Genomic DNA, 13648 nt, shown 5'->3' on the forward strand with positions numbered 1-13648 from the left:
TACTTTGTATGCGTTAAACATTAACGTACTATGGTTACAGTGCCTTTAAAATAAGCATCATTTTTACCCGGTTCTTTGACTTTCAGTACCCACATATAGGTTCCTTCAGTCAAATCGTCTCCATCTTCGTCTTTACCATTCCAATCATTTACATAATTAATTTTTGAGTAAACCTGATTTCCCCAACGATCATAGATTGTTAAAACATTATCATTCAAATTTGCACAGGTAATTTCAAGAACTTCATTGAATCCATCCCCATTGGGTGAAATTGCCAGACGGCCTTTATAGCAATCTTCCGGTTCATTTCCAACGCAGACAGTAAAGGTTTCTGTTGCTGTACAATTATTTACATCCGTTATTGTAAGCGTACATTCCCCTGCTGATAAATCATTTGCCCTAACTAAAGTGCTTCCACTACACCATGAATACGATATAGGTTGTGAAGCACCTGTTACAATGGCTTCATAGACTCCATCGGAAGATGTATTGGTTGATGCACAGCTGATGCGTTTTGCCGTCAGACTGATTGATGGTGCATCTTGAATGGTGATATTATTTGAAACTTTTGAATTTCCAGCCTCATCTGTAACGGTTACTGAATAGGAGCCAGGACACAATCCCAGTGCAACATTTGAATTTAATGCTGCATCGTGGGACCATCGGTACCTATAAGTATGAGGTCTTGGATCAGAATGAGTTACTGTGACTACTAATTTTCCATCGCATCTTCCTACGCAACTGATGGCTTGGCCATTTGCTTTTGCTTCTATTTTTAAATCTACTGTAATGGTCGGTGGTGTTGAGTTTTCGGCACTTACAAAGTATTTTACACATTGTACACAATCATTTTTGTCTGTAACACAAAGTGTAAAAGTATCTGAAGGTACATTCAATAAATCTTCTACATTACTAACCACATTACCAGCGGTATTTCGCCATTGGTAAGTTTTATACGGAAGTGTTCCCCCCTTAATTGTTACAAAAACACCACCATTGGTGCCATTGGATTTTCTAATACTATCTAAAGTAATATCTATTCTATCTGGCTCACTGATAGTTTTATACGTTTCCACAAGGGTGGCTCCTGTTGCATCTGTGACCGTCACAGTCACATCTCCTTTACAAATTGAATCTGCTGTAGCCGTTTTATCGCCATTGCTCCATAAATAGGTATAAGGTATTTTACCTCCACCAATAGAAACGGTTACTTTTCCACGACAATCGCCGAAACATTTATTGGAATCTAGAAGTGTGAATCGATCTAAAAACAAAGGTGCCGGATTAATTACAAACGTATCATTCTTTACGCAACCTTTAGAATCTGTAATCATCACTGTATAGGTCCCTGCAGACCGGTTTGAAAGATCCTCATTGGAGGAAATTTTGGTTCCGGATTGATTAAACCACATGACGGAATATTGTGGCGTTCCTCCACTAATCGTTATGTCAATTTTACCACTGCTTGTGCTGGAAACGTGGGTAATGGTTGCAGTACATGCCAGTATTTCCGGACTTGTAATTTCATATTCAGGTGTAGAAGTGGTGTAGTTGTTATCCCCTCTATCAATTACAAAAAGTTTATATTTTCCTGCACACAGGTCAGTAGGAGCTAATACGGTTGAAACAACCACTCCGGAAGGTTGCAGTCTCCATTCATATTCAAAAGGTCCTTTGCCATCTTTTAATGAAAGCCCGGTAACTGAACCGTTGCAATCGTCAAAACATTTTACCGGAACTGTTGAACCTCCGCCGACTATGGTTACGTGAGTCACAACTGTTCTAGCAGCAACTGTCCAATCCGGTTCACCTTTTGTAACTCCAAAATTATTGCTATTACAATCTGAAAATTCAAGTGGACTCCCTAAAAGATCTGTAAAAAGTAGTTTTGTATCAAAAGGGTGCGTTGCGGCAATTGATTCAAAGCAAACAGAAAATAAAATGCCGCCATTTGGAAGATCAACCGGTCCAGACTGAGCATCCCAGGTAACCCGAATTGAATCTTTAACGATATTAAAATTGTTTCCTCCCAAACTTAAAGGGGCTGTTCCAATTCCAGAAATCTTATTGAATTTCAATTTGGTATTATCAAACTTTATACTAAACTGAAAACTTTGAACGCATTTAAAACCGTCTACTCGGATTGGAATGCAGAATTCTCCACCTTCTTCAACCGTAGTATCCCGTACATATAAATTAATATTTGCAGCTGGGGGACTGGTGATGCTAAGTTTACCGGTAGTAAATTTTGGTGTAACGACATTCCCATTGCCATCTGTAATTTCGACTAAAACCGGAGTTCCATCGAAGGTAATATTGGTACTGGTTCCCGGAGCACCTACAGGTTTAAGACAAACTTCAAACAGGGTTACTCCATCGGCAATCGTCACAGGATTGGCACCTGCATCCCAATTGATCCCAACACCCGAACGATCGGGTAAGGCTGCGTAATTCTGACCCCATGAGAGGGTCATTGCCCCTGAATTTAAGGTATCAAAGGTTGCAACGGCTTTATCCCAATGCATGGTAAATTGGGCTGTTTGTATGTTTTTAAAATTTTTAGCTGTAACTTTTATACACTTCACAACCCCCTGTGGTGTTGTTTCGGTGGAAGCTATGATTTGCAAGCCCGAAGTATCCGGAGGTGGACCACCGCCCTGGCAACCTGCTCCATTTATTTTCACTTTTCCATCAGGAGCTGTTAAGGTGAGATTGTTAAAATTTCCATCCAGAACTTCAATTGAAGTAGGCTTATTCGCTAATTTTATAAATGATGAATCGCATTCTTTGCCAATCAGTTTAAACTTAATCGTAAAGAGCAAAGTCCCATTTGCCAATGATTTTCCAACCCCACCCGGGGCATCCCAGGTAAATCCCAATTGGCCATTTTTAACTGATGCACTGCCTACATGTGATGCAAAATTCACATCATAATTGGCTGTTTTTGTTACATCTATAAAAGCCAGTACCAATGAATCATAATTCAAGGAATATTGAGTAGCCACCACATTATTGAAGCCAGTAGTAGTAACCGCTACGGATACTGTGTCATTTTTATTACCTGAAACACTGGCAATTTGAAAATTCACCTGTGCTTGTGCGAGTAGCACCGTACAGAGGATAAAGGAAGAAATTATGTATTTTTTCATAGTTTACTGGATTTGGGCAGAAATTGGATTCCAAACCGGGAACAAATTTAGTATGTGTTTAATAATCTTTTCAATGAATATTATCAATTTTCATAATACAATACTCCATTTTCAGGATATTTTAAGTTTTACCCGGAAATTCACTCCCGGATGCAATAAGTTTTGAGTGGCTTTGATTGAAAACTATTGAAATTTGTGGGTCTTCTATGCAAATATACAATTATTTATGCGATTTACAGCAATAATTCGGCCAAAAATTAGAATTTGACTTGCTTTGAAATTGGAGCCCGGCTCCAGGGAACCAAGGCTAATTTGTCGGCGAGCATTTAATTTATAAAGGGAGCTGGATCCGATTCAAGGAATTTCAAAAATTGAGCTTTAATTACCAATCAACCAGTTCCCGAAGGCGTCATCGCTAAGGGCCACGAAGACGGATCCTTGCTTGAAACTAAAAAAAAAGCCTGACCATGTAATCATGATCAGGCAATAACACTGCATTTACTCAATCCTTATCAACGGATAAGAATTACTCGTTTTGTATCTGTAAAATCATTGGTATTCATCTGCATAAAGAAAACACCGAATGTATTTAATTCTGATTTTTTAATTTCAAATTCATGATAACCTTTGTTGTATGTACCGGTTTTGCGATAAATTACTTTTCCATTGGTTTCATAAAATATGAATTCTACTTCTTGTTTGCTTGCCAACTCAAATCCAATCACAGTTGATTCATTGAATGGGTTTGGTTTGTTTTGGTAAAGCACTGTTGTAAGTTCACCCGGCTTTGCATTTGAATTTTTAGCATTAAACTGCAAACTGTAAATATTTAATCCTTCATCATACCATTCTGCTTTTAATAAATCATCATTCAAACGAATGTGATCAATTAAACGTGCATTTTGCTTTGCTCTTACATTCATGTAGAATAAAGGCTGGGTAGGATCAATGGTTAAACCACTTTGTCCACTCAACGAAACAAAACACTGGTTGCCCTGGATTGAATAAAAGTCACCATTCACATTTAATTGTCCAGCTTCCAGATTTTCTATTTGCATATAATCTGCATCAAAAGCAAAGGATGCTTGCATTCCCTCAAATCCAATAACATCAGATGCATAGACCGCTACTTTATTGATTTCCTCAGGGGTCGCTTCAACATCCTGAACAAACAACTGAATTTTTTTATCACTACGAGTTGTTGTATTCAATGCATTTCCTGAATCCACATCGATGTTGATATCACCCATTTTTATACCATAAAAATCTGCATCCATATGATCTCTGTTGATCAGGTTAAATTCAAGGATATGCTCAAAACCACAAGGTGTATTTGCTGGTAACAAACTGTTTTGTGGTACAAATTTCCAGGAAGGAGTTTGTGCATACGCATTAATCTTTCCTAAAATCAATCTTCTGATTTCTGAAATATCAGCTGCAGTTATTGTACAACTTGCATTGACGTCTGCTGCAAGATATTTAAATGGTGAATCAAAAACTTGCGTTCCAAGAATATGCTTTTGAATCAACACGATATCATACGTACTGACTCCATTGATGAATCCAAAATTCTTTTCAGCTTTAATGGTGTAACTCATTCCTGAAGTCAAACTTGGGAAACTGAATTCGCCATTATCGCTCGTATAGGTAGAATTATTTCCAGCAGGACTTGTACGTTCCCAGGTTACATAAGCATCTTTAACTGGTTTATTGGTAATGGTCTGTATAGTTCCGTGGATCGTTAATCCAGTAGGACAAACATGATTTGGATCTTGAATTTCAAGTGTTGCTTCACAGTAATCTGAATTTCCTGCTTCATCAACAACATAAACTCTAAGTATATTTTTACCAATATTTGAGCAATTAAATAACATAGATGGTTCAAATCGACCATTAATTAGGAAATAGTATTTCAAATTTTCCTTTGCAGTACAATTATCTTCACTATTTAAGTTAAAATCTTTTGCCCAAATTTCAATATTTTGTGTGCTTGGCATCACAGTCGTTACAATATGACCTAAACAATAGGGTGTTGGCTTTTTTCCATCACGCACAGTTAATAAAAAGGTACATACGGCTTCATTATTACAAGCATCTCTTACTCTAAAAGTAACTTTATGTGTTCCAATTGGGTAATTGCCTGAAGCATCTTTTCCGGATCCATTGATATCTGTCGAACCATCATTGTATAAGTCAATTTGATAAGTCCAGGCTAGTAAAGTGGAATCCGTACAATCATCTTTTGCCGATGCGATGAGACTAATCTGACCTGCACAACCTGGACCAAATACATCCACGGTGCGGTCATTACAATTCGATTGGAAAGTTGGTGCCACCGTATTGATCACTTTTATAACTTGTGTCCAACTCCAATAACCCGGAGAATTTTTAAGATTTGGATCATATACACACCAATCAATCACAATCCATTTTCTTAATATTTTAATGCAAGCATCTGGATCTAATGTAAATACAAGATCATCATAGGTTTGAATAATATTTGCACATTTATCGGCACCTGTAATTTTAGGTTTACCCGTAATATCAGGTGTCAGATGCGGTTTATCCATGCAGATCGTAGAACTGTAATAATCTACAGGCCATTCAACTTTTACATTATCAGCAGTTGAATCCACAATCGTGATAAATTGGTCACAATATGAACTCAATCCACCCGGATCGGTAGCTGTAAATCTTCTTTGGATAATTCCTTTTCCACACTTTGTGTTGTTAGTAACAACTTCCGTTATCGTAACACCACATCCATCGTATGCATATCCATCAATTGCCGGACCGCTGAATTTTTTATACTTATCATTTATAGTAATCGGTTTTCGATTTGCGACATTGTCACGAACTGTGCCAAATGCATCCAATGAAGTATAGTCAAATTCACAAGAAACGGTAATGTGAGGAGGACATACAATCACAGGAGGTAATTTATCCTGAACTTCTATGTCTACCATACAGGTATTGTAATTTCCATGGATATCCCATACTCTCAGGATTACTGTTAATGTCTTTCCGATATCTGCACAGCAGAAATAAACATAAGGACCAAATTGATCGCCATTTTTAGTACCGCAAGGAACTCCATCGTCCATTCTTTTCACATCAAAATGATCAATGCCGCAATTGTCATGCGAACGGTCGTCAAATGTTTCCGCAGCAACTTTAGCTGTACCATCTATAGTCAAAGTAACTACTGTCTTCTGATCACAAACCGGAGTTGGAGGAACTTTGTCTTCTACTAAAACTTCCGTAGCACAATCTGTATAATTACCGCATTCATCTGTAGTTCTAAAAATAACCCAGCTTAATCCTAAAGGCAATCCGGAGACACTGTAAAAACCATTTCCTAAATTAGTAACCCCATTGGTTGAAGTTCCATCCAAAGTGGCTGTATCTCCATTTCTAACTAATTTATAACCAACTTGAACGGTAGTTTTTGAACACTCCTTAATAACAGTTGGAATTGGTAATATAACTGTACCGGTACAAGTCCAAATATCTGTACTTATAGTTACATTCAGGCCACAAGAAACTACAGGCCCTCTTTCATCAAGTACTTTGATAATTTGATAATGTGTGTATACATTTTGACCGGAAGGTCTACACCAATCGATGTAGGTCCATTTACGCAATACTTTAAAGGTATAAGGACAAACCGGGATTAATTGATCTTCGTATGTTACACCAATTTTACAAACAGACCAATCTGGATACAAGGGTTCACCTGCAACTGTTGGTACACCTGTAATATCAGGTAAAGGAATATCATTAATACAAAGTATGGTGTCTTTACCAAAAACGGTATCTCTTGGCCACACTAAGTTAACAACCGGATCAACCTTTCTAAAATACACACATTGATTGCATGTATCAGAATGATTTCCACTTGCATCCGTGTAATAATACGTAATAGTCCGTTTTCCTGCCAATGCAGAATCGCAAGGATACTTTGTAATTACATCAGAAAGTAAATGTTTTGTAACACCTGAGCAGCTATCAAAAACTGTTGGTTGTAATAAAACATATTTTGTCTGATTACAAAATACAGTATCGTCAGGAGGACAAATAATGGTAGGAGGTAATTTATCTTCAACAAAGATAGATCCCCAACAGGAATTATTGTCCAGGTAAACTGCGACAGTCAATGTTTTGCCAATATGTGCACTGGTTACAGTAGCATTTGGCAATGGAAGCCCGTTCGTTCCAAATACAACTACTGTGTAAATACATGGAGATTGACCCATATCTTCAAGGATCATGTCCGGAGTAATTACAGCCTTGCATCTTTCATCCAATGAAACCTGGACTAAATTGTCGCAGGCCAGTGGACATTGCCCATAGCTGAATTGAACGAATGTAAACAACATCATCACGGAAACCAATAGGATCCGCGAGAAGTCATAACTTCCGTTTTTTAAATAATTTGTAAAAATTTCCTTTTTCATTTTTTTACTCGGTTTAAAGGATTGAAGTAATACATGTTTGTTATTTATAATTAGTCCATTCCTGCATAACAGGCATGCACGTTTTTATCAAGATTTAATTGGGGGTTAAATCAAATTAAACTCATAGGCGACTTTGATTAAACCGGATGCATTTTTTACATTCAGTTTTCTCATTAGGTTCTTTCTATGAACACTGACCGTGTCTTTGCTGATAAACAATAAAGCTGAAATGTCTTTATTGGATTTACCTTTTGCAATGAGTTCGAGAATTTCACGTTCGCGTTTGGTCAGTTGGTATTTTGCATTAAAGCGATTGATACTCTGACTAGCTTGCACTGTTTTGCGTTCCGGATTAGTAATTCGGATATTTGATCCGAGAAACATTTCACCATCCATTACCGCATCAATTGCATTGGATAATTCATCGAGGTCTGTATTTTTAGAAAGATACCCGTCGGCACCTTTTCGCAAAGCTTCCCGAACTACTTTATCATCGGTATACATACTGATGCATAAAATTTTCAGATTGCTATGCAATTCTTTGAGTTTAGGTATTAAAAGGGCGGCATCATTATCTGCCAAGTTCAGATCAAGAAACAGTAAATCCACAGAATCCGGATTGATCAATCTCAGAAGTTCCTGACCATTGAATGCTTCGCCGATGCATTCTAAGGGGAATCTGGTTTTGATCCGTTGCAGGAGCAGGTTAAATCCTTTAACATAAAGTTGATGGTCATCTGCTACCACATAACGTATCCTATCCATGTGTACTTCCTGGTAATTCGTCGAACATATTATGATTAAGCAAAATAAGTGCCAAAAATGGAGTAGCAGTCAATATAAGCCCTTGAAAATCATGCAATTATAATCAACAAAAGTTGACTAAAAGGCTAATAATAAATATTTTATACATGGCAAATAAATGTAATATGATATTTGAAAAATAAATTTAAAATCATTATATCAGTATTGTGTTTCAGACGTAATGATTTCAAAATTCAATTAATTATACATGGCACTTTACCTTAATATTAAATTAGAAATTGCTTCAAACACACATGAGAATAGTGGAAAATTAACGGCTTTCTTTGCTGAGATTTACTAAAATTAGAGATGAAAAGCAGATTAAAAAGACAATATGCTTCAACGAAGTACCGACCATTTAATGATCTCTAAAATAAAAAAAGCCTGACCATGTTTCCATGATCAGGCAATAACACTGCAAATACTCAATCTTTATTTTTGAATTCTTATAATTCTCTGGGTCTGGTTGGAATCCGATGTTTTCATTTGTACTATGAATATTCCCGAACCATTTAATTGATTCTGATTTAATTGAAATTCATGTTTTCCTGCTGTAAATCCATCTCTCATAGAGTAAACTAATTCAGCTGACAGATTGTATACATTCAATTGTACTTCATCCGCTTTTAATAACTCAAATCGCAGGCTCGTGCTTTCATCAAAAGGATTTGGTACATTCTGTAACAGTTTCAAACCAGTCTGTTCATTTGAATTTGTATCAAAATCAAGTTTCAATCGATTTGCCTCAATCTTATTATCATAAAGTTCAGCTGCTATCGTATTGGTATTTAGACTAATGATTTGATTTATGCTTCCATTTTGCTTTGCATTTACCAGGATCGTAAACAAAACATCTCCAGATTTTATAATCTGGTCATGCATGCTTGCAAAACTGATTCTGATGCGATTTTCACGGATCAAATAATTATCATCTTCAAGATTAATTACACCAGATTCTATTCCAGTCAATGTTCCAATTGCGTTTACTTCTAATTCCAATTGCATTCCGGACACCAGCATTTGCTCTGTTGCATATATTGGTATTCTTAATGCTTGTCCTTTAGTAAAAGAATGATCTGCAATTGCTATTGCATAGCTTTCATTTGATCTTGATGCGGTTCCCTGGAAACCAGTTGGTGTTGCATTTCCACTCAGGTCTCCAATTTTTACAGCATAAAAATCATCATTCAATTTTGAAGTCAACAACTCCTGGTGTTTGATTTGTTCTGTATAGGGCCATGGATTGTTTGGATCATTAAAGACTGTTTGTTTAGGTACAAATCTCCAGGATTCATTCTTAGTAAATTGGTTGGTAATTCCTAATATCAGTTTCCGTATTTCTGCAATATCTGCTGCAGTGATAGTATTGCTATTGTTTGCATCTGCTGCAATGTATTTGTATGCATTGTCAAACAACTGAATTCCTAAGATATGTTTTTGGATCATTACAATATCTTGTGTACTAACTCCATTGATGTGATTTTGATTGTAACTGGCTTTTATCTGATAGTCTGCTCCTTTGGTCAGATTGCTAAAATTATAACCACCCTGGCTATCTGTATAACTCTGATTGATTCCAATTGGATTATTTCTTTCCATGATAACTGTTACATCTTTCATCGTACGATTGTCGGTTGTAGTAATTTTACCACTTAAGCCCAGGTTACTGGTACCGCATACATGATTTGGATCTTGTAAATCAAGGCTTACCTCACAGTAATCTAAATTACCTGCCTCGTCGCGTACATAGACTCTTAATTTATTGATTCCTATGTTTGAACAATCCAATGTCAATGATGGAACTAATACATTATTTACCAGAAAGAAGTATTCCAATTTATCTTTTGGCGTACAATTGTCTTCTGAATTTAGATTATAGTCTTTTGCCCAAATCGCAATGTTTTTAGTTGTTGGCATCACCGTCGTTACAATGTTTCCAATGCAATATGGGGTTGGTAATTTTCCATCGATTACTTTTATCAAAAACACACACCAGCTTTCATTGCCGCATGCATCTTTTACTCTAAATGTAATTTTGTGTGTACCGATCGGATAATAATTAGATGCATCGGCACCCGGACCTGAATGCAAATATTCATTTCCTGGTGATAAGCCATCATTGTATAAATCTACCTCATGGTACCAAACCAAATCAGCCGAATCCGTACAATCATCTGTAGCCTGTGCTTTTAAATCAACTTGACCGCCGCAGCCTGGTCCGAATACTGCAACTGTTCTGTCTTTACACGATGTTGTAAAGTTTGGTGCAATAAAATTATTTACTTTAATTACCTGAATCCAGCTCCAATATCCTTTTGTTTGTGGATTATTTGGTTGATAAATACACCAATCGATCACCGTCCATTTTCTTAAGACTTTTATACACGCATCCGGTTCCAATGTAAATATTTGGTCTGTATAGTTGATCATAATCGTGTTGCATTTATCAGCTCCATATACTTTTGGTCTTCCTAAATGATCAGCATCAAAATCTGGTTTGCTGGTACAGATGCTGGTACTGAATGTATCTCTTGGCCATACCACGGTAACATTATCCGGATTGTAATCATTTACTGTAATCACCTGACTGCATCTCGTTTTAAGTCCTCTTGGATCTGTTGCTTCCCAAGTGCGGGTTATGGTACCTTTACCACATGGAAGCGCATATACCGGAGGCAATTCAACTACGCTGACACCACAGCCATCATAGGCATAACCATCAATAGCCGGACCGCTAAATTTTACTTTCAGATCTTTTATTACAATTGCTTTTTGTTTGCTGATATCCGACACGACGGTTCCAAATACACTCAGATCCGGATAGTCGTATTCACAGCTAATTGTAATATGTGGTGGACAAAATATTACCGGTGGGATTTTATCTTGAACTTCAACTTCTACCATACAGGTATTGCTGTTTCCTGCACGATCCCAAACTCTCATCGCTACCATAATTGTTTTGCCAATGTCTTCACAACAGAAAAACGCATAAGGTCCCCATTCTTTTCCTCTTATTGTATCACATGGATATCCATCATCCATGCGTTTTACTTCAAAATAATCGATTCCACAATTATCATGTGAACCATCATCAAAGGTGTATGCTTCAATTTTAGCTGTTCCATCTATGGTCAATGCAACCGTTGTTTTTTGATCGCATACTGCTACTGGCGGAATATGATCTTCCACTGTAACTTCTGTAATACATTCATTCGAATTACCACACTGATCCGTAACATGAAATATGATCAGATTTAATCCCATCGATAGTCCTGTTATTGAAAAATATCCATTGGGTAATTTTTTAATATTATTTATACTTGTTCCTTCAAATGTCAACTGTCCGTTTCTTCCAGTGATCTTATATTCAACAGATACATACACACTATCCGAACATTCCCAGCTAACTTGCGGAGGTGGAATTATAACTGTTCCAGTGCAGCTCCATACGTCGGTACTCACAGTCACATCGGGCGCACATTCCAATTGGGGTCCTTTCTCATCCAGGACTTTTACAATTTGGAAATGCTTGTATACATTTTCAGGTGATCTTTTACACCAATCCAATACCGTCCAAGTACGCAATACTTTGAATGTTTTTGGACAAATTGGAATTAATTGATCTTCATAGGTAACGGCCATTTTGCATAAAAACCAATCCGGATATAAGGGATAGCCCCCTGCAGTAGGTACACCGGACACAGATGGTGGTGGAATGGTATCCCATACCTCACAACTATATACAGTATCTTTTGGCCAAACGATATCTTTAAATTCTATTTTCTTGAAGCATATTTCTTTCACGCAAGTATCGCTGCGATTTCCATACTGATCCTGATAGCAATACGTAATTTTACGACGGGCAATACAAAATGAATCACAGGGTAATTTTGTTGTTTCATCTGATAACACAATTGTATTTACAAGACCTCCACAATTATCTACGCCCGGTGGAATCGTCCAATTGTAACCTGTATTGTTGCATAATACGGTATCCGGATTTTGACAAACAATCTTTGGCCCTAGTTTATCTTCAACGATTAATGTTCCCCAACATTTATTTTTAGTACATGTATCGATCAACTCAAACGTGATGGTCTGATTTATATACGGTCCGCAAATCTTTGGACTTGTTGGAATCACATTGCCATACTTATCTTTTAATACTACTTTTAAACAGTTTGTAGGATAATTGCCTTCCAATACCATGGCTGGGGTGATTACTGCACAACAGGTACTGTCTAAAGAGACATTTACGTGATCATCACAGGCTAAGGTTGGAAGCGGACAACGATCAAAGCAAAAATTATCTACATAAATATTTTCAACTGGATTGGATCCACCGGCAAAATCAACCGGTATTGAAATACCATCTACATTTTGAATCAAGTTATCCCACTGCGCGGCACTGGGCCCAACCCAGGTTCCATATGAATTGGATGGCAAATTTCCTCCACTTGATTTATCAATTGGTAGACAAATTCGTACCCAGTTATTTCCGATGCCACTATTAACCTGAAAAGTTGCATAGATCGCAGCGGAAGATGGAATCGGATTTCCTACGGGTCCATTTTGAAAGATGGAAATAGGATTAAATCCTAAAGCAGGATTATTGGGTCCCCCATCGTAGCGGATATCAAAACAAAATTGGCAACCACCATACTGTGAATACCAGTTAAAATCGTAATCGGTAATATTACTAAAAACAGAACCACCTGAATCATCAGATGCTCTAAGTACCATACTTGATGTAATGGCATCAACTTGAAAATACAAAAATGAATTTACCGATTTCCAATTTCCTGCCTGAGTCACAGGACCTAATGCAGATTGGTTGTTAAAGTTTTCAATGCAGTTGGTAGGTTGTGCCAAACTGATCAAAGGGATCATTAGCGTACAAAAAATGTAAAGGCTAATCTTTTGAGTAAAGCAATGCAGATTCATAAGCAGATGTTTAGTCGTTTAATCGAGGATTTTTAATACCCCGCTTAATCACAACAAAACATATGCCAAATTTTTATAATATGTATAATGCTGATTTTATTTTATTATTAGATTATATTTATATTACACTTATATATTATTGATTATTAATTATTAATATATATTTTATATTGTAATTTAAATTTACTTTTCTTGGTTATTTTTTAAAATGAAGCTCGCCTTCAAAAAATGACTTCACAAGACCTGGGGCTTAAACCCCAGGTCTTGTGAAGTGGTTTTTGAATGGATTAAAAC

General features: G+C 36.8%; 4 protein-coding genes. All 4 read right to left on the minus strand.

Going from position 1 to position 13648, the window contains the following annotated elements; genetic code table 11:
- Positions 1-20: 20 nt before the first annotated feature.
- Positions 21-3149: a gliding motility-associated C-terminal domain-containing protein gene (locus IPJ80_02260; GenBank protein MBK7912303.1), complete on the minus strand. Its 3129-nt coding sequence runs from the start codon at positions 3147-3149 to the stop codon at positions 21-23.
- Positions 3150-3661: 512 nt separating this feature from the next.
- Positions 3662-7606 (minus strand): hypothetical protein, encoded by a 3945-nt coding sequence (locus IPJ80_02265; GenBank protein MBK7912304.1) that lies wholly within the window; start codon positions 7604-7606, stop codon positions 3662-3664.
- Positions 7607-7711: 105 nt separating this feature from the next.
- A complete protein-coding gene (locus tag IPJ80_02270) occupies positions 7712-8371 on the minus strand; it encodes a response regulator transcription factor (protein ID MBK7912305.1) in 660 nt (219 codons plus the stop codon).
- A 471-nt stretch (positions 8372-8842) separates the two neighbouring features.
- Positions 8843-13354 carry a T9SS type A sorting domain-containing protein gene (locus tag IPJ80_02275; protein MBK7912306.1) on the minus strand — a complete coding sequence of 1504 codons (4512 nt, stop codon included), beginning with the start codon at positions 13352-13354 and terminating at the stop codon, positions 8843-8845.
- Positions 13355-13648: the final 294 nt, after the last annotated feature.

Source organism: Saprospiraceae bacterium (assembly GCA_016714025.1).
In the GTDB taxonomy this organism is placed as follows: Bacteria; Bacteroidota; Bacteroidia; order Chitinophagales; family Saprospiraceae; genus Vicinibacter.

Bases quoted from the DNA above. Each gene is read 5' to 3' on its own strand.
- IPJ80_02260 (MBK7912303.1), bottom strand. From the start codon at position 3,149: ATGAAAAAATACATAATTTCTTCCTTTATCCTCTGTACGGTGCTACTC.
- IPJ80_02265 (MBK7912304.1), bottom strand. From the start codon at position 7,606: ATGAAAAAGGAAATTTTTACAAATTATTTAAAAAACGGAAGTTATGAC.
- IPJ80_02270 (MBK7912305.1), bottom strand. From the start codon at position 8,371: ATGGATAGGATACGTTATGTGGTAGCAGATGACCATCAACTTTATGTT.
- IPJ80_02275 (MBK7912306.1), bottom strand. From the start codon at position 13,354: ATGAATCTGCATTGCTTTACTCAAAAGATTAGCCTTTACATTTTTTGT.